Source organism: Paenibacillus sp. FSL M8-0228, from assembly GCF_038007385.1.
Lineage (GTDB): Bacteria > Bacillota > Bacilli > Paenibacillales > Paenibacillaceae > Paenibacillus > Paenibacillus polymyxa_D.
In genome coordinates this window covers 4,683,287-4,701,996 of record NZ_JBBOXA010000001.1, presented here as the reverse complement: position 1 = coordinate 4,701,996, position 18,710 = coordinate 4,683,287, and the positions used below count along the sequence as shown (strand labels likewise).

The following is an 18,710-nucleotide window of genomic DNA, read 5'->3' as shown; positions in this document are numbered from 1 at the left end:
ACTATTATACCTATGTCGGGGATGGACAAAGAGTACAAAAAAATAAAGAAAACGGTTACATTTGTTGCTGTATTTTTGTAAATAGTATGTTAAAATAGGAAAACAACGATCCATAACCTTAAGGATGGAGTGATCAGGATGAGTATCGTTGCCGGTCTGTTCGTATGTGCTTTTGTGTATGTTATTCGTGCCTCTCTCGTCCATTCCGGTGAAGAGGATTGGCGGAGTTATTAATTGTATTTATAGAATGACGAAGCTATGTGCAACGAAGCACATCCTCTTCATATGTTAAATTGATAAAATGACGCTTATTTTTAGCGTCATTTTTTGTTTTTTGTTATAATACGGGTGTATATTTATTACCATAGCACAGAAAGTTGGAGGAAAAGTGAACCCTAGCCTGAGCATTTATGACAACCTTGGGGGCGCGGAAGGTATTCGTGCTATTATTGAGGCCTTCTACCCGAGAGTTTATAAAGATCCGTTGTTAAGTCCCCTGTTTCCTAAAGACATGGAACCGGTTAAGGAAAAGCAGTTTATGTTCCTGAGCCAGTTTTTTGGAGGACCGTCCCTTTTTTCTGATGCATATGGTCATCCAATGTTACGTGCGAGACATATGAAGTTTCCCGTAACGGAGGAGCGAGCAGAGGCATGGTTGTCTTGTATGGCAGGTGCGTTAACGGATACGGGCATTGAGGAGCCGCTTCGTTCCATCATACTTAACCGTTTGTCTGGTCCTGCGCATCATTTTGTAAATACCCCGTAAGCTTGCGGGGATTGCCGAATTTTGGAGAGGGTTGTAAAAACATTGGAACTTGAACCGTTATATCAGATTAAAATCACCTGCACACATTGTGAAGAAGAATTTCAGACATCTCGTGTCAGACCAAGCCTAAAGAAGGCCATTCGTACAGATTCAGATTTTTGCGCTTATTATAAGAATGAAAATCCGGATTTTTATGTCGTAAGGGTCTGTCCTCATTGTGGGTTTACCTCGACAGAGCACTCTACCGTTCAGTTAAGCGATCAGCAAACCAAGATTTTTAGAGATAAAATCGGTAATCGCTGGCAGTCTCGCGAATATGGCGGGCATCGTAGCTGGGAAGAGGCATTAGAAACGTATAAACTGGGTTTACTCTGTGCCCAGGTCATCGGAGAAAAGGAACGCGTAGTAGCCAGTCTATTACAGCATATCGCATGGATGTACAGATACCAGGGAAATGAGGAGCAGGAGCTTCGCTTTCTCAAATTTAGTCTGGATTCTTACGTTCGGGTTTATGAGCTGGAGGGTGTCGGGGCGAATAATGCCAAACTGCTGTATCTGATTGGTGAATTGCATCGACGTACAGGGAACTTTAACGAAGCGGTACGCTGGTTTTCGCGTGTCATTAATGACAAAAAGATTATGGATGCAGCCATGATCCGGGCTTCCCGCGAACAGTGGTCTGTACTGCGAGAACAAATGATGGCTAAAAATTTCCAACTGCCGGAGGAAATGCAAGACGCAAGCTCCTCCTGAAGAAATAAAGGTGTGCACTATGGCCGATTTAGGCTCATGGTTCACACCTTGTTTGTAAAACGGGTTATATTCTCTTACAACTCATGAATTAATGATGACGCAATGTGGTATCTGACAGCAAATAATCGTCATCACAATCCACTAAAGTAACCTTGTTATGGCAACATGGAAACACAAGCAGCTTTTTCATACCTTCGTGTATGAGCTTAAGTTCTTTAGGCTTCAGGGGCAGCAATACATTATCCTGGTCGCAAAACGGACAAGACTGTACATAAACGTCTCCCATGACGATGTCATAAGGCCAGGTTTTATGAAAAGGGATCATGATTTGTCCGATTCTCCGCCGTTCGGGTCAGCGGTTTCTTCTTTAGCCAGTTCGGCCAGCTTTTGCATCAAAATGTGCTGGGGTGTATGCATAAGGTGTTCCAGCGGAATACCGAGCTTTTCGGATAATTTCACAGCCGTTTCCGGCGAAATTTGTAAGGGTCTCATTCTGTTTTCCTCCCAATTGTAGTGATTTACTATCACGATGTAGCTTTATTGTATATGAAACCACATGAATTCGCCAAAAAAGAAAGGTGGAACTATTATGAAAACACCGTTAAAGCAAACATGGGATCTGGAATCTATTTTTAGCGGAGGGTCTTCCTCTGCCTCATTCCATGCATTTTTGGAAGAATTGGAAAGCAAGGTCCAACAGCTGCAGTCCCAGCTTAAAGCAGCTAAAGTACCACAAACGGTATTGGATACCGAGCGTCTGGATAGTGTATTGAGTAGCATCCAGGAGCTGTTTAATGGCGCGTCGCAGGCGGGTTCCTTTGTCTCTTGTCTAACTGCTCAAAACCAGCACGACAAGCTGGCTGTTCAACTGGGAGCGCGTGTCAACACGCTGTATGCCCAAGGGAAAAGTGCTTTAGTATCTTTCCAGAACTTGCTGGCACAAACCAGTGAAGACATTTGGCAGAAATGGATGGAGCGCGAAGCTATCCAGCCGATTTCTTTTGTCCTGAACGAATATCGGAACGAAGCACGTGAAAAAATGGCTCCTGAGCTGGAAAGCCTTGCATTGGATCTGGCAGTGGATGGCTACCATGGATGGGGCGACTTCTATGATACCATTGTCAAAAATATGACGATCCCTGTACCAGAAAATGGCGAGATCGTAAACCTGTCTGTAGGTCAGGCAGCTAATAAGTTGGATGAAGCAGATCGCAGCGTACGTAAAGATGTGTTTGCACGTTGGGAAGAGGCATGGGCTCAGGTAGAGGACTATTGCGCGGATACATTGAATCATTTGGCAGGCTTCCGTCTGAAGCTATATGAAAAACGAGGCTGGACAGATGTGCTTAAAGAACCGCTGGAAATCAGCCGTATGTCCGCACAAACGCTGGATACGATGTGGCAGGTTATTAATGAAACAAAGCCTATTGTAGTTAAATACTTGGAGCGGAAAGCAAAGCTGCTGGGCTTAGAGAAGCTGTCCTGGCATGACGTTGAAGCTCCGCTGGGAACATCAACCACTAAAATCCCATACGACGATGCTGCTGTAACGATTGTTGAGCAATTTGGTAAATTTAGCTCGAGAATGGCTGACTTTGCCCAAATGGCTTTTGAGAAAAGTTGGATTGAAGCAGAGGATCGTCCTGGCAAACGTCCGGGTGGTTTCTGTACATCTCTGCGTCTAAGCAAAGAGACCCGTATTTTTATGACCTATGCCGGATCACCATCCAACGTTTCGACACTGGCCCATGAGCTCGGACACGGTTATCACCAGCATGTGATGAATGAATTGCACCCATTGAATCAGAATTATGCCATGAACGTAGCTGAGACGGCGTCGACGCTGGCAGAACTTATTGTATCAGATGCTTTGCTGGAAGCTGCCGAGGGTCAGGAGAAGGTAGCTTTGCTGGAGGATAAAATTCAGCGTGGTGTAGCCTTCTTTATGAACATTCATGCCCGTTTCCTATTTGAAACCCGTTTTTACGAGTTGCGGAAAAAAGGAGTCGTAGGAGCACAACAATTAAGCGAGTTGATGGAACAAGCGCAGCGTGAAGCGTTTAGTGGTATCCTGGATGAGGCTCATCCTCATTTTTGGGCATCCAAGCTGCATTTCTATATTACGGACACTCCTTTCTACAACTTCCCGTACACATTCGGGTATATGTTCAGTGCAGGAATTTACGCTTTTGCGAAGGAAAACCCTGACGGCTTCGCCGACCAATATGATGTCTTGCTGCGTGATACTGGTCGCATGACAGTCGAAGAATTGGCTTCCAAGCACTTAGGTACCGATTTAACACAGGCTGACTTCTGGCGTAATGCTGCGCAAGTTACTGTTCAGGATATTGAGCAATTTTTACAAATGACAAAATAACGGATTTACACTTTTGAAAGGTCTCCTATAAGGGAGGCCTTTTTTGTAATTTTTGCAGAAGATGATGAACAAAGTCGCAAAATGTCGAAGTGTAATTAACATTACCTGTTGGCGAAATTTAAAATGATGGATATACTTAGAAAATAGTTATAAATACCCAATTATGTTGGTTTTGATTGTAAGGTTAAAAATCTTCGCATATAATTGAGTCGTAAGACCTATTAATTATTTTTGAACAAGGTATATAGGAGGGTTTTTGTAATGGATGAAGTAGGTCAATTGTCGTTGGCAAGGCAGATGGATATCGTTTTAAAAGAACTGGATAATGAACTGGCGGGTTTGTCGTCAGGCATCGTATTTGTACAAATACGTAACAATGTAGTTGGGAAGTTTGGGATTCGCCATAATCCGCTTGCAGGTAAAGGTGGCACGTTAGCAGCAGTAGAACCGGGGTTATCAGCAAAGCATCGGGAGGATTTTCGGCGTATGGCCCTAGAAACGCTAAATCATAAGCGTAGCTGGACTCATGGTGAGATTGCTTTCGATTTTGCCATCAGACAAGGAACGATTTTGGTAGATGCAACACTGGAGTCCAACTACAACATGGCGAATCTCATGATCCGCTACAACAAGCCTACATACCGAGCGGCTAATTCGGAATAATCATCAATATGAGAATTTTGCAAAATCCTAATTTAAAAAAGAGAAAAGGCGGCCTTCCTTGGGAAGACCGCCTATGTTATATGCCCGTTATAACGCATTTTGGTAAATTACGATGAACGGAATGCTCATGTGGAATAATGACGCTTATTGACCTGAACGTCCTGATAATTGCTGTTCGGCCAGCTGTACCAAGCGTTTAGTGATATAGCCTCCCAGAGAACCAGCTTCACGGGATGGCATGTCACCGTAGTAACCATCTGCCGGAATGGTGATGCCCAGCTCTTGTGCAGCTTCATATTTCAATTGTTGCAGTGCGTTGTTGGCTTGAGGAACAACAAGGTTGTTACTGCGACGACTTCTGCCTTGATTAGCTTCATTCATGTGTAGTCACCTCCTTCGGCTGTGATGAGGTTAGTATGCGACAGAGTTATGAAAATATGCGCCGAAGGAAGGAAAGTGACTAGAGGGAAATTACGGATATATGATATGAATCTGAGTTTTGAGATCGATGGATTGCTTAGGCTCCAGACGGATCAGCCCGCCTCCTTCAACAGGATCAGGTAAATTAGGAGCATCTGACAGCCAGGTATAAGGCTCAATGCAAAGATACTGATCGCATTCACCTTTGGTGTATAACACCCAATACTTAAAGTATTGCTCATCTGCTGTGTAGCGGATTTGATAACCATCATCACGAGTCAAAAGAGCTACAGCAGGGCCTTCCGTTGCCCGCAGCAACGTATCTAGATTCGTTCCTTTCAGAGAAAGACCCGAAGAGAGCTGTTCCAAGTCATTCAACGAAGTAATGATACCTGTAGGTAGCTGTTCAGCATCCTGTTCATATACGCCGTTTACAGGTAGCTTTAGGCGCCAGCGCTCAGGTTCTCCGTCCACCATAAACCAAGTGTGATATCCCAAGCCAAATGGGGCTGCTTTTTCACCCAAATTGGTTACGCGCAGTGTTTGACTTAATATAGCACCCTGCAAGCGATACGTCATCTCCAGACGCAAAGGAATGGGGAATTGTTCCATCCAGTGCGGATCACTTTCTGTCAAAAGCTCGGTAGTGACACTGCAACCTTCTTCATCCTCTTCAATATCACTGCAGCGCCAGGATTGATTACGATGCAGACCGTGTATATGGTTGTCATTGGCTGTATTTCGGTCGAACTGGTAAGGAACACCGTCAAACTCAAATTGTCCTTTGCGAATTCGGCCAGGAGGAATCAAAATGGGCAAGCCAAAATGATAAGGCTTTTGTAAATAAAAAGCCAATTCTTCCTCACCGGGCCGACGTACGATATCCCTGTCGAGCTTCAGATCACGCACTGAGATAATATTATTCCCGAGGCGAGGGATCATCGTAACCTCCAGTTCACCACTATGTAAAACATACGTGTCGTAACCGTTCCAGTGTTCTTTGGTCACTTGTTTCATATCCATGCTCCTTTGTCCACTATAATCGGTTGAAGCTTCGTGTCATTATGATAACAGATTTTTGATCGTAGGGCACAATCGTCATTTGACAATAACATTATGCGGAATTATCATTAATGTAGTTTAGAAAGTAATGACATGGATAACGCGATGATGAGGACAAGTAAGCTTTCGCATAAGCTCTTCAGAAAGCCGGTGGTGGATGGGAACCGGTGAGCCTGCATTGCTGAATGGACCTTGGAGTGCCGCACAGAACAGGATTTTACAGTCCTCAGTATGACGGCCGATTGCTCCCCGTTAACGGAGCTTTAAGATTGCAATCAGTCATGGCGCATAGCTCCGATAAGCAAAGGCTGACGGCAATGAATAAGGGTGGTACCACGGTCTCGCGTCCCTTGAGGATGCGGGGCCTTTTTGCGTTCTAAATATTGAAATAATCGGAGGAGGAAGAGTATGAAAACTGTACTTTCAGGTATTCAGCCTAGCGGACAACTTACTTTGGGCAACTACATTGGTGCAATGAAAAACTTTGTCAAATTGCAAGAGGATCACCAATGTTACTTTATGGTTCCAGATCTTCATGCGATTACCGTACCGCAGGAACCAGCTCAATTACGCGAGCAGTCGGAGGCGGTAGCGGCATTATTTATTGCAGCGGGTATTAACCCAGAGAAATCCAACGTCTTTTTACAATCCCATGTTCCTCAGCATGCTGAGCTGGGATGGTTGATGACAACACTGACGAATATGGGCGAGCTGGAACGTATGACTCAGTTTAAGGACAAGGCTGCTGGCAAGGATTCCGTAGGAGCAGGGTTGTTCGTATATCCGTCGTTGATGGCAGCTGACATTTTGCTCTACAACGCGGATCTCGTCCCGGTGGGCGAAGATCAGAAACAGCATCTGGAGCTGACACGGGACTTGGCTGGCCGCTTTAATCATCGTTATGGAGATTATTTTACAATTCCCGAGCCGTATATCCCTGAAGTAGGGGCGAGAATTATGTCCCTGGATGATGCATCCAAAAAAATGAGCAAGAGTAATCCGAATGCAGGCAGTTTTATTGCGCTACTGGACGAACCGAAAGTCATACGCAAGAAAATCAGCCGCGCTACGACCGATTCTGGCAGTGAGGTTAGATATGATCTGGCCAATAAACCTGAAATTAGTAATCTAATGAGCATTTACAGCCAGTGTTCCGGTTTGTCGCTCCAAGAAGTGCAGGATCGTTATGAAGGCCAAATGTACGGGACATTTAAAAAAGAACTGGCAGAGACGGTTGTGGCTATGCTTGAACCGATTCAGCAACGCTATCGCGATATCCGGGAATCTGGTGAAATTGGACATATTTTGGCCCAATCCGCAGAGCGTGCACAAGAAGCTGCTGAAGTCACGCTGTCTGCGGTCAAAGAGCGCATGGGCTTTCTGCCACGTCTACGCTAAAGCATATTGAGGCGAAACGAATTAGGCCTTTTATAGGATTGGATTAGGAGCGGCGTTGTCGGGCTTTGACCACGAAACCCCAGCCAATATTGCCGACAGATAATAGCCCCAGTAGAATGGCAAGCCATGCGGAATAACTGATGGATATAGCGGCTGCGGTCAGCAGGACAATGGATGAAACGGCGAACCATAGGGATAAACCTTTGCTCATTGGTAAAAACCTCCAGTGTTCGAATGTTGAATTTCAGGAATAAGTAGTTGTAAGCGAGCCATAATAATCTTGCAAGCTTGCAATGAACCTCACTCACAAAGAACTGAAAGGAGATTCAAATATGAGCAGACGTCGTTCAAACAACCTGCAAGTACCGCAGGCCAACGCCGCTTTACAACAATTAAAATATGAGGCAGCTCAAGAACTTGGCATCACCATCCCTCAGGACGGTTACTTCGGTAATGTTGTTTCCCGCGAAACAGGTTCTCTTGGGGGATATATTACGAAAAAGCTAGTCCAACAAGCAGAACAATCCTTGTCGGGCAGCAGCCGTTTGCAGTAATACACATAAACACTCCATCTTGGAAGCTGTATTATGAGCAACTGTCATGAAGAAAATCCGGAGCGATCATGCTCCGGATTTTTTTTACGCATGGCTTATGACCATTGTGAATCACGCAAGTCCGCTTCGTCAAGAGGGCGCTTTCATGAGATGTGATTTTTGGCGCGAATGGCCAAAAAAACAGCAAGCTCCCAGATTAAGGGGGAACTTGCTGTCTCTTGTTCATACGGCTGGTTGTTAGCTTGTAAGCAGATTTTAATTCGTATGCAGGGAAAGGCGTTTTTGCATCTTTTCGTCACTGAGCCATCCGATATAACTGTTGATCAGCCCAAACTGCTTATCCATCGCGACCACAGCCACGAATGGATATTGTCTCCGGTGTCGATACCTGACGTCTCCCCATCGCACAATATAGCCCCATTCCAGTTCTTCCACCTCGGCAACGGCAAAGGAGGAAAAATAGCGAAATGCCTGCACATCGCGATAGGATTTGGATGCTTCTACGGCAGGATGTGTGGATGGAATTGCGTGTTTCGTCCAAAATAAGTGCGAGCCATTTAATCCACCGATGTCATAACTTCCATTCTGATGAGCTTTTACCACATGCCACCGGTTCCATGATACGGTGGGAATGATATAATAATTGTCGCCCTCCTGACGCTCGTTGTCCATATTACGTACCGCTTTTCTGGTAATAAAATGACTCCAGGTTCGCCAAATGTAATACAGGCCAATAATGACGTACAGCGTAATAAATAAGGGAGCGGGTGGAATCAATCCGGTGATCCACAGCATAATCGCAGCAACATGGGTGCCAAAAATAAAGGGATCGAAAATATGGATGATATTCCAAGATATCCACTTGTTTGTAAACGGCCGGAATGCCTGTGTTCCGTACGTATTAAATAAATCTGTGAATACATGCAGGCAGACGGCAATCGTTACCCATAATGCTACATGACCTGGGGGCACATCTCTGAAGATCAGGCAAATTAGCCCTGTTATGGACAAGATCCATATCAACCAGAAGGGAATTGAATGCGACAGTCCACGGTGATTGCGAATGTAGGCTGCATTATTTTTCAACCGAAGCAAAGTGTCAAAATCCGGAGCTTGTGACCCTATAACTGTAGCGAGCAGCACCACTGCGGCCAACTTTGGATCTCCGGCGACGACAGGGTCAGTGTAGGCCAGACCGGCCAATCCGATTCCCATGACAAAGTGTGTGGCTGTATCCATATCTGTCGCTCCTTTTGTATTGTTTCCTGTACTTATTACTACCCAAATTTACTGTAAACGATCAGCAGGGGCGATTTGCCATCGGAATTGTGAACGTTTTGTGCGTTTTCTGTCAAACTTTTTGGGGTAGGTATATGATAAAATTTATATCGGAGTTCAACTTACTCCCGAATTCATACATCTCTAAGGGGGAGTTACTCACAATGGATAATATAAGTTATAAGACTTCTTCGGATGCGGCTACCTATTCTGTAAAATCTAAACCACCCGGCAAAGCGGGCACTTGGAAAGATTTTATTACAGTTACCAAGCCAGGCATCCTTCGTACCAATCTGGTTGCAGCCTTTGGTGGTTTTTGGTTAGCATCGCAATGGGACGTTGACTATATAAAGCTAATTCTTACACTTTTAGGTACAATGCTAGTTATGGCGTCTTCTTGTGTTTTTAACAACTATTTTGACCGTGAGCTGGATTTGAAAATGGAGCGTACACGTAATCGCTCACTGCCAACAGGGCGTCTGACCCCTACAACGGTGTTGTCATACGCTATTATTTTGGGTGTTGTAGGGTTAGCTGTTCTATTCTTCTTCTCTGGTGTAAAGGCAGGGTTACTGGGATTACTTGGTATGTTCGTCTACGTCGGTATTTATACACTTTGGTTAAAACGTTCATCTACATGGAGTACATCCATCGGCGGTATTTCTGGTGCAATGCCTCCTGTAATTGGTTATGTGGCCGCTTCGGGTCGTATTGATATGGGCGCTTGGCTTTTATTCGCTCTCCTGTTCTTATGGCAGCCGCCTCACTTCTGGGCACTTGCTATTCGCAGAGTTGAGGAATATCGCGCAGCAGGATTTCCGTTGTTGCCAGTCGTAAAAGGTATCCATCGGACAAAGATTCAGATGATTCCTTATATTGTATTGCTGATTCCGGTACCCATCCTTATGTATGCTTATGGATATGCCGGTATGATTTTTATGATCGTGTCCGTGTTACTGTCCGTGCTGTGGGCATTCTATGCCTTTAAAGGTTTTACGATTAAGGAAGAAGAAACGGATTCCTGGGCCAAAAAAGTATTTTTCTTTTCCATTAACCATCTGACACTCAGCTTCTTGCTGATGATCGTCGATACGGTTCATAAATTCTAATGTCATTTTAGAGGCATTTTATAGTACACCATATAGCTGTCCAACAGGCATGAAAGCGGCCTGAGGACAGCCTTTTTTGTTATTCAAGACTAAAGAACAGGTGGCGGGTATATAATGTATTCTTCCAATCCTGCTTTTTCCAATTGAGCGATCACATATTCGTCTGGAGTCCCTTCTACGCCAGCGTATCCTTTGCGGGTATACATATGGTAGGCATCTGGAAAAGAGTCTGCAAGCACACCCCTTATTTTTTTCCCTGAGCTGTCATTGTCCATAAATAAATATATTTCGTCGTGCTTGGCTCGCTTGTGGAGGGATTCCAGTTTTATAGAGTTTAGTGTGCCGAAGGTGCATAAAATGTGAACCTCCGGGTCAAGTAATCGGCGAAGTTTGCTGCGGTCATTTTTCCCTTCGACGATCACGGTTATCGCCATTTAAGCTCACCCCTTGTCTGATACATATGCTCGAAATTCCCCGGGAAATGAAGAATATGAGTATAGTGTAGCTCCAAATAGGGTTCTCATGCAAAAAATAACAAAATAGCCTGCCAGAAGTGGCAGGCATGGGTACAAGGGACAACATGTTAGGGCAATTTAGACATTAAAACCAGCAAGTACGGAGAATGATGACGAGCAGAATATAAAGAACAAGAATGGTGCCAGTTGAAGTTCCAAAAACAGGGCAAGGGCTTACAGGATGACAGTGGCTCACAGGCTGCACCTCCCTTTATTAGTGAATGTTCAGTCAAAATAGTCTATGTGGATAGGGGTATAGTGTACTGTGCATCTGCCCTCTGGAACGGCATTTTGGGCTTTAAAGATAGCATTTTAGCATACCCACTGCCTCAGACTAGCTAGGAATGATAAGGTCCTGTGGCAGACAGTGGCGGCGTCGGAGATATGCGCTTAACGGGAACGAATAGCAGGCCAGCCATCAGAATCAGAAATGCGATAAAAAAAGGGGATATGTGATCCGGAAGCTGACCCGCCAGTACAGGCCCGGCAAAGGAGCCGATTGACGTTGCAATGGATTGCAGGGCAAAGGTTTTGCCCAATCGAGCACCTCCAATTCGTATGAAGAGAGAGGCCAGCGCTGGAAAAATGATGCCTTTGGCTGTTCCCAAAATAAACAGGATGATGCCTATTGTCGCTTCGGGCGTGGTGGCGAGTGCATAGAAGCTTAAAGACATCAGAATAATGCCACAAAGTAGCCTGACCATCGGTGAATATTTGTTCAGAAAAAGCAAACTAAGCGTACAGAGTGCTCCCAAACTGATGATGGAAAAAAGCAATCCGGTGGACATCATGGACGCAGAACCGTTATTTCGTAATGGGATCTCATAAAATAAAATGCCTTGTGCGCACGCCAAAACAAAAGGTAAAAGCAGGTAACGCCAATTGAATGGTAACCGCGTCTGTGCTGCCGAGAGTGGAGCAGGTATCGTATGACCATCAGATAATTGGGCCTGCGGAGCGGGTGCTTTTTTGGGTAAGGTGAAATAAGCCATAAGCCCCGTGATTACGAGAATGATGCCAAGGGAACTAAATGTCTCGCTAAAGCCAAAACTGGCTACGATAAATGCGCCTGCGGCTGGAGACAGAACAGAGGCCAACGTATGGACGACACCATGCCCCGACATATATTTACCCTGCGTAACCGGATGATCAGACAGTTGCGCCAGCATGGCCAGACAGGCTGGAGATAAAAAAGCCAACACATAGCCACTAATCGCACGCAGAAAAAGTAATTCCCACGGTGTATGGATGTACGATTGAATGATCAGGATCAGGCCTGCAGCTGTCAGGCTGAACATAATATATCGGCGACTGCCGTGTTTGTCGACTTTGGGACCTGCCATCAAATTGCCAGGCAGGTGAGTCAGAGAGTAAATCCCCATCATCCAACCGATAAAGGTAGGAGCTGCCCCCAGAGAGATGGCGAATGGCGTCAAAATAGGATATTGCGCATGCAGATCAAAAAAGGCAATGAACAAAAAGAGATACAGCCAGAGGGCTGTTTTCATGTGAATGACCCCCTTTCCCTAATGTAAACTTTCATGTTACTTCGTATTGGCCCTTCCTAAGTTGTACGCTGGATTGGACGAACATAGACCACTTTGTATGGACAAGAATTGAAAGACAAGGTATGTATAAGACCTAAGCTGACAGGACATTGCGTAATCATGTATAATTACAGAGACAATTTTGCAATTCGAATCATGTAGTTGAAAACGGGAGTGTAGCGAAATGGATAAGGGCGTCTGGAGAGAGTTTTTGGAACATAATTGGCAGATTGTTCAAGATAATTGGCTGTATATATTAATTGGGCTTGTCCTATTGTTAGTCATATTGAAGGTTGTAAGAACTCTCATAAAATGGCTGATTGTCATCGTCGTAATTGCAGGCTTGCTTATCTACAGTGGCATTTCCTTTGAACAGGTCGGCAAGGTCGTTACTCAGGCAAAGGATGATGCGATTAACAAGGTTCAGAGCGAGGCCTTGAACATGATGATCAAAGAGGGACGGGATGCCCAATACACATCCAACGCGGATGGTACGTTTTCGGTAACCAGCTCCAACTTGGAAGTGAAAGGTCCATTTGATGGTGACAAGGTCAAGGTATGGTTTCAGGGGATGTCGCTGGGCGAGTGGAGTATGGGCGATACCGTCAAGAAATATATCGAAGGTGCGAAAGGCTCGGCTGTAACACAGTCGCCACAGTCGCCGTAGAGACAGGAGGAACACAATGAAACCATCCTGGCTGGAGCCTATTCTTCATTGGAATGGCGTGACGGTGTTTTTAATTGTCATTGTACTGCTGTCGTTGATTCAGGGCTGGAGACGAGGAGCTTCCAGATCTGTAGGGGCGCTGTTTAGTCTTATTGTGGATGGCATACTGACTGTAGCGGGTATTTTGTGCTCGCTCGGATTAGCCATGTGGCTTTCACCGAAGGTGCAACAATGGCTGGCAGCTTACATGGAGCATTTGCCACAGCGAAAACTAAGCGGGATTGAGCAATTTTATTATACGCTTGTGGCGGGGATAGAGGGTTTTCCGCTGCTGCGATTCGCCGTATTGTTCATGCTCAGTTATGCTATTGCCCAGTTTATACTGCGTGCCATTTATGTGTTGATGGTAGGTGGAAAATCAGATTCCTCCCTCCATGAGCATCCAAAAAAATCGGGCTTTTTCAGCAGGGTGGCAGGGGCCGGAATAGGTACCCTTATTGGTGGAGCTCGCGCCATGATGATCATAGCCCTGCTGTTCATAGGCGTTAGTCTGTACCCAAACAGCGGGTTTAGCAGCTACGTACAAGCTTCGCCGATTTATAAGCAAGGTGCGCAATCGGTCATTGAGCCGTTGTCCGGGACTCTGATTAAGGATAAGCTGCCCGTATTTACGCAGGCCGTTACCAAGGAATTGAATGGTATCATGCAGCGCAAATATGAAATAATCGACCGGGACATTCCAAGCGATATCGTTCAGGCAGCGGCCAAGATTACAGAAGGGGCTAGCGGTGACGAGCAAAAAGCTAGAGCGTTGTATGAATGGGTAGGCACCCGTATTAGCTATGATTACAGTAAGGTCGAAGCCTATGAGCAACGTGGTGACTGGCATGAACAGACTCCCAGAGATACGTTTGATACACGTAAAGGAGTGTGCATTGATTATGCCCGCCTGTACTCAATGATGGCTCGTTCGCAGGGGCTACAGGTCAAGGTGGTGACAGGCCTTGGGTACAACGGACAGGGAGGATACGGGTCCCATGCCTGGAATGAGGTATATTTGAGCGGACAGAATCAGTGGGTACCGCTAGACCCGACCTGGGCGCAAAGTGGGGACTGGTTTAATCCGCCTGGTTTTGCCCAAACACATATCAAGGATAAAGTGATTTAATAAGGAGTGGAAAAGGGCACATGAGAAAGATAGACAACGAGCAGGGAACAGACAATGGGACGTCTGATCGAAAAAGATTCAGCTTTCGGATCAATCTGTTCTTTTTCAGCTCGTTCATTATATTTACAGTCATCATTGTAAGATTGGCGATACTTCAATTCGTGGATGGACCTCAGCTCAAGCAGCAGGAGGCCAGTAATGTTACCAAAAATGTACCACTTACGCCGATTCGCGGAACGATTTATGATTCCACCGGGCAGAACAGACTAGCGTATTCTACACCTGTACAATCGCTGTATATCACGCTCTCCAAGAACTACAGTGATGGTATGGAAGAAAAGCGTGATAATGACAAAAAGCTATTGCCTGAGCTGGAGAAAATGACACAGAAGCTGGCGAATCGCTTTGCTGAATATGGGAATAAAGATGAGCCGAAAATGACGGCAGAGCAAATTATGGACGCTATGGACCGTAACTATCAGCGATTTAGCGGTTTTACGCCGCGTCTGATTAAAACGAATCTTAACAAAGATGAAGTGGCCTATTTTATGCAGCATAAGAGTGAGTTCCCGGGCATAGATGTCGTAGAGGAAACGGTACGTCATTACGATCCAGATACGGTAGCTGTCCAAACGGTTGGCTACATTAAAAGCTATAAAAGTGCGCGTGAAACGTTGGATAAATATAAGAATATTCAAAAATCCATGTCAGCTGAAAATGATCCGGGCCTCATTTATATGGATAACGAATCTGTTGGCTTTGATGGACTGGAATATCAATATCAGGAACAGTTACGAGGGAAAAATGGCTATAAAACGGTTCCGATTGATCCACGCAATATGCCGGAAGGTGTAGATTCTGTTACTCCTCCGCAAAAAGGAAATAATGTATATTCTACGATTAACAAAGAAATTCAGGTTAAAACGGAAGATGCTATTATGGATCAATTGAGATGGCTCCATTCACACGCTGTATCTGGCAAGACCCATCCTTATGCTAAAACAGGCTTTGCTGTGGCTATGGAAGTGGATACAGGAAATGTGGTGGCGATGGCTAGTATGCCGGATTATGATGCTAATTACTGGCAGACCGGAAATATATCTAGCGATAATTATAAGAAAATACAAAATGTATACTTGAATGGTACTATTCGCTCCTTTGGATCGGGCCAATCAGGTCAACATCCAGAGTCGGTTGTCCTACTTGGCTCCACCATTAAGCCGCTTTCTGTGTTAGTAGGACTGGAGGAAAATCTATTCAGTACCTCATCGTATTACCAGGATACAGGAGCGGCTTACTTTGGGCGTAATAATTCGTCACGAGTTCGGAATTCCTCGGGTCATGTGTACGGCGGGTTGGACCCAGCTTCTGCCATTCGGCATTCCTCCAATGCATTTATGGTCGATATGGTGGGCAAAAGATTGTACAACAAATACATTAATAATGCCAAGGAAGATCAAGGTGTGAATGTATGGGACCGCTACATGAAGGAATTTGGACTAGGTGTTTCTACGGGTGTAGATTTACCAAGTGAATGGTCTGGACGCAGAGAGTATGCTCATAATTCGAAAGAGTCTTCATTATCTAAACTTGCATATGCTTCTTTTGGTCAGCAGGGTAAATATACAACGCTTCAGCTTGCACAATATACAGCAGTATTGGCTACCAAGGGCAAACGGATGGAGCCACATTTGGTCAGCCAAATTAAAGATACCAACGGTAATGTAGTTCAAACGTTTAAGCCGAAGGTGCTAAATGAAGTGAAATTCCCGGATGCATACTGGAATGAGGTCATACGCGGGATGGCAACAGATGTCAGCGCATTTAAAGGTTTCCCTTATGACTTTGCTCGCAAAACAGGGACATCGCAGCAAAGTGTGGGCAGAGAACTAAAAGATAACGGGGTATTTATTGCCTTTGCTCCACGTCAAAATCCCAAACTTGCAGTAGCGGTTGTTATTCCTGAGGGGGGCTTCGGGGCATGGAGCGCCGGACCTGTGGCACGTAAAATCTTTGATGCCTACGACGAAGTTTATGGATTGGACGGGGTACCTAAGAAAAAGGATGCCACAGCAACCGATCCTAACGCAATCAAACAGCCATAATCATTTTATACGATATCATTTCATAAAAGCTTCTCTTAGCCTTTGGGCTGAGGGAAGCTTTTTTATGTTTTTTCTATGTTTTCTTACAAAATTGTCATCTCGGAATTCATCGTTTATGGCTTTGGATATGGTAGGATCAGGAATATACCCTATTGGAAGGAGTAATGACAAGCTAATATGGACAGAGGAAGTTTGGATAAAAAGTTTTCATTCAAAAAGAAAAATGTTGAAGAGAATGAAGAGTCACGAAAAAAACGGACGGTTTTACGAACCAACCTGCTGTTTTTTAGTGCTTTTGTGCTGTTTGCCCTGATCATTACCAGACTAGCTGTATTGCAGTTTGTACAATCGGAGGAGCTGAAAGGGCAGCAGCAATCCGTAAATACGAAAAATGTCCCGTTAGCCCCGAGTCGCGGCACGATTTATGACTCTACAGGTACGGTTAAGCTGGCGTATTCGACTTCAGTACAGTCCTTGTATGTAACTTTATCTAAGGATTATAGCAAACGTACGGAGAAAGATCGCAAGCCGGGGGAAAAGCTGCTCCCTGAGCTCGATGCTTTTGCTACCAGACTTGCTGCCAAATTAAACGAACTGGGGCATACCGAAGGGGAGCAGCTTAATGCAGAGGAAATAAAAAAGCGACTGGACCCGGACTATAATCAATATAGGGGATTTACCCCGCGATTGGTCAAATCCGACTTGAGTCGGGAGGAAATCGCTTATTTTCTGGAACATCGGACAGAGTTCCCTGGTGTAGAGGTTATAGAAGAAAGTGTACGCCATTATGACCCGGATCGGGTGGCGGTACAAACGATTGGATATATGTACAAGTTCAAAGGAGCTCGAACGAACCGGCCCAAATATAAAGAGCTCTATGAAGCGAATTCAGAGGTTTTAAAACCGGCACAGGTTTATTCGGAAAGTGAAACGGTCGGATATGATGGCTTGGAGCTTCAGTACCAGGACGAGCTGAGAGGGAAAAACGGATATAAAACGGTAGAGGTCAATCCTCGCAGCATGCCGGAGGGCATTGAATCCATTACTCCTCCTGAAAAAGGAAATCATTTATATTCCACCATCAACAAGGAAATTCAGCAGAAAACCGAACAGGCCATTATGGATCAGCTTCGCTGGCTTCATACTCATGCCGTATCGGGGAAGCTTCATCAAGACGCAACCACTGGCTTCGCTGTAGCGATGGAGGTAGAGACCGGAAATATCGTGGCAATGGCCAGTATGCCGGATTATGACTCTAATGTATGGAAAAGTGGGAGTACCCCACCTTCGGTATATGACGAAATTCAGCATAAAATGGGAAACGGAACCATTAAATCCGTCCCTAGCGGTAAAGCAGGTCCACATCCAGAATCCTCGGTACTTCTGGGTTCAACCATTAAACCGCTGACCGTGCTGATCGGGTTGAAGGAAAACCTGTTTTCCCCCGGACAGACTTATCAGGATACGGGAAGTGCGTACTACGGTAAAAATCGCTCCAGCCGGGTTGGGAATTCTAGCGGACATGTGTATGGTTCTTTGACACCTAGCAGGGCAATTGAGGTCTCGTCAAATACGTTTATGGTGGATATGATCGGCAAGCCGATGTATGACAAATACGGAAGTAATGCAGGGATTCATCAGGGAATTGATGTATGGGACAAGTATATGAAGGAATTTGGATTAGGCGTACCAACTGAAGTAGATTTGCCGGGCGAGTGGGCAGGCAGACTTGAGTATATGAGCAAGCATGAAAGTGCGCTGACACGTTTGGTACAGGCATCCTTTGGTCAGCAGGGAAAGTATACGGCCATGCAGTTAGCCCAGTATACAACTGTGCTGGCAACAAAGGGCAAGCGTATGCAGCCTCATTTGGTCAGCAAAATTGTAGATGATCAGGGGAATCTTGTACGTGAATTTAAGCCGAAGGTGCTGAATGAGGTCGCTTTTTCAGATGCGCACTGGAATACAGTGATTCGAGGTATGGCTACGGATGTTAAAGCCTTTAATGGATTTCCTTATGATTATGCCCGTAAAACGGGGACTTCCGAGCAGGTGGTGGGACGTACGGTTAAAGATAACGGGGTGTTCATCGCTTTTGCTCCACGTCAAAATCCGAAGCTGGCAGTAGCGGTCATCATTCCTGAAGGGGGCTTTGGTGCGACGAGCGCGGGACCGGTTGCGCGTAAAATATTTGATGCGTATGACGAAGTATATGGGCTAGATGGTACTCCTAAAAAGCCTCTGGCAGCAAAGTGAGGACTTGAATTTTTTTGTGGGCTTCTCTTTTTCATGGTAAAATGTCGTTGGACATAAGGGACATACAGGAGG

At 45.2% G+C, this 18,710-nt stretch carries 19 protein-coding genes and 1 pseudogene; 11 read left to right on the top strand and 9 right to left on the bottom strand.

Annotation, left to right across the window (positions count from 1 at the left end; genetic code table 11):
* Positions 1–388: 388 nt before the first annotated feature.
* Together MKY98_RS21270 and MKY98_RS21265 are read left to right on the top strand one after the other, a co-directional pair.
* A complete protein-coding gene (locus MKY98_RS21270; RefSeq protein ID WP_029518198.1) occupies positions 389–766 on the top strand; it encodes a globin domain-containing protein in 378 nt (125 codons plus the stop codon).
* A 21-nt stretch (positions 767–787) separates the two neighbouring features.
* Positions 788–1,519, top strand: coding sequence for a DUF2225 domain-containing protein (locus tag MKY98_RS21265; protein WP_049817024.1), 732 nt, complete (start codon positions 788–790; stop codon positions 1,517–1,519).
* A gap of 88 nt (positions 1,520–1,607) precedes the next feature.
* On the opposite strand, the gene MKY98_RS21260 is transcribed toward MKY98_RS21265, so the two are convergent.
* Both MKY98_RS21260 and MKY98_RS21255 read right to left on the bottom strand, forming a co-directional pair.
* Positions 1,608–1,844: a hypothetical protein gene (locus tag MKY98_RS21260; protein WP_029518200.1), complete on the bottom strand. Its 237-nt coding sequence runs from the start codon at positions 1,842–1,844 to the stop codon at positions 1,608–1,610.
* On the bottom strand, positions 1,841–2,011 hold the full coding sequence (locus tag MKY98_RS21255; RefSeq protein WP_014277894.1) for a YycC family protein: 171 nt from the start codon (positions 2,009–2,011) through the stop codon (positions 1,841–1,843). Before MKY98_RS21255 ends, MKY98_RS21260 begins: the two co-directional genes overlap by 4 nt.
* Before the next feature lie 97 nt (positions 2,012–2,108).
* Between MKY98_RS21255 and MKY98_RS21250 the strand changes: the two genes are divergently transcribed.
* The gene (locus MKY98_RS21250) at positions 2,109–3,896 is read left to right on the top strand and encodes a M3 family oligoendopeptidase (RefSeq protein ID WP_341011224.1); all 1,788 of its coding nucleotides are present in this window, start codon (positions 2,109–2,111) and stop codon (positions 3,894–3,896) included.
* A gap of 261 nt (positions 3,897–4,157) precedes the next feature.
* Positions 4,158–4,559, top strand: coding sequence for a hypothetical protein (locus MKY98_RS21245; RefSeq protein WP_029518202.1), 402 nt, complete (start codon positions 4,158–4,160; stop codon positions 4,557–4,559).
* 144 nt (positions 4,560–4,703) lie between these two features.
* Here the strand turns inward: MKY98_RS21245 and MKY98_RS21240 are convergent, their stop codons facing one another.
* Positions 4,704–4,940: an alpha/beta-type small acid-soluble spore protein gene (locus tag MKY98_RS21240; RefSeq protein WP_013311861.1), complete on the bottom strand. Its 237-nt coding sequence runs from the start codon at positions 4,938–4,940 to the stop codon at positions 4,704–4,706.
* 90 nt (positions 4,941–5,030) lie between these two features.
* Positions 5,031–5,996, bottom strand: a complete 966-nt coding sequence (locus MKY98_RS21235; RefSeq protein ID WP_029518203.1) for an aldose 1-epimerase — start codon at positions 5,994–5,996, stop codon at positions 5,031–5,033.
* Between the two features lie 453 nt (positions 5,997–6,449).
* Between MKY98_RS21235 and trpS the strand changes: the two genes are divergently transcribed.
* Entirely contained in the window at positions 6,450–7,439 is a 990-nt protein-coding gene (gene trpS / locus MKY98_RS21230; RefSeq protein WP_029518204.1) for a tryptophan--tRNA ligase, read from the top strand.
* A 43-nt stretch (positions 7,440–7,482) separates the two neighbouring features.
* Here trpS and MKY98_RS21225 read toward each other — a convergent pair whose 3' ends face one another.
* Positions 7,483–7,650, bottom strand: a complete 168-nt coding sequence (locus MKY98_RS21225) for a hypothetical protein (protein ID WP_007431986.1) — start codon at positions 7,648–7,650, stop codon at positions 7,483–7,485.
* A 121-nt stretch (positions 7,651–7,771) separates the two neighbouring features.
* On the opposite strand from MKY98_RS21225, the gene MKY98_RS21220 reads away from it, so the two are divergent.
* A complete protein-coding gene (locus MKY98_RS21220) occupies positions 7,772–7,993 on the top strand; it encodes an alpha/beta-type small acid-soluble spore protein (RefSeq protein ID WP_013311857.1) in 222 nt (73 codons plus the stop codon).
* Between the two features lie 255 nt (positions 7,994–8,248).
* Here the strand turns inward: MKY98_RS21220 and MKY98_RS21215 are convergent, their stop codons facing one another.
* The gene (locus tag MKY98_RS21215; protein ID WP_029518205.1) at positions 8,249–9,232 is read right to left on the bottom strand and encodes a metal-dependent hydrolase; all 984 of its coding nucleotides are present in this window, start codon (positions 9,230–9,232) and stop codon (positions 8,249–8,251) included.
* 203 nt (positions 9,233–9,435) lie between these two features.
* On the opposite strand from MKY98_RS21215, the gene cyoE reads away from it, so the two are divergent.
* On the top strand, positions 9,436–10,380 hold the full coding sequence (gene cyoE, locus MKY98_RS21210; RefSeq protein WP_013311855.1) for a heme o synthase: 945 nt from the start codon (positions 9,436–9,438) through the stop codon (positions 10,378–10,380).
* 89 nt (positions 10,381–10,469) lie between these two features.
* Here the strand turns inward: cyoE and MKY98_RS21205 are convergent, their stop codons facing one another.
* From MKY98_RS21205 to MKY98_RS21195, 3 genes and pseudogenes are all read right to left on the bottom strand, one after another.
* Positions 10,470–10,814: a toprim domain-containing protein gene (locus MKY98_RS21205; protein WP_029518206.1), complete on the bottom strand. Its 345-nt coding sequence runs from the start codon at positions 10,812–10,814 to the stop codon at positions 10,470–10,472.
* 166 nt (positions 10,815–10,980) lie between these two features.
* Positions 10,981–11,049: pseudogene (locus tag MKY98_RS21200) on the bottom strand (YjcZ family sporulation protein); the annotation flags it as partial.
* 184 nt (positions 11,050–11,233) lie between these two features.
* Positions 11,234–12,403 carry an MFS transporter gene (locus MKY98_RS21195; protein WP_069012603.1) on the bottom strand — a complete coding sequence of 390 codons (1,170 nt, stop codon included), beginning with the start codon at positions 12,401–12,403 and terminating at the stop codon, positions 11,234–11,236.
* Between the two features lie 223 nt (positions 12,404–12,626).
* Here MKY98_RS21195 and MKY98_RS21190 point away from each other — a divergent pair, with 223 nt between their 5' ends.
* The 4 genes from MKY98_RS21190 to MKY98_RS21175 all read left to right on the top strand — a co-directional run bounded on the left by MKY98_RS21190 (position 12,627) and on the right by MKY98_RS21175 (position 18,638).
* Complete coding sequence (locus MKY98_RS21190) at positions 12,627–13,109, top strand: hypothetical protein (protein WP_029518209.1); 483 nt, start codon at positions 12,627–12,629, stop codon at positions 13,107–13,109.
* 16 nt (positions 13,110–13,125) lie between these two features.
* Positions 13,126–14,277 carry a transglutaminase domain-containing protein gene (locus MKY98_RS21185; protein WP_069012604.1) on the top strand — a complete coding sequence of 384 codons (1,152 nt, stop codon included), beginning with the start codon at positions 13,126–13,128 and terminating at the stop codon, positions 14,275–14,277.
* Between the two features lie 20 nt (positions 14,278–14,297).
* Positions 14,298–16,382, top strand: a complete 2,085-nt coding sequence (locus MKY98_RS21180; RefSeq protein ID WP_069012605.1) for a peptidoglycan D,D-transpeptidase FtsI family protein — start codon at positions 14,298–14,300, stop codon at positions 16,380–16,382.
* Positions 16,383–16,559: 177 nt separating this feature from the next.
* The gene (locus tag MKY98_RS21175) at positions 16,560–18,638 is read left to right on the top strand and encodes a peptidoglycan D,D-transpeptidase FtsI family protein (protein ID WP_069012606.1); all 2,079 of its coding nucleotides are present in this window, start codon (positions 16,560–16,562) and stop codon (positions 18,636–18,638) included.
* Positions 18,639–18,710: the final 72 nt, after the last annotated feature.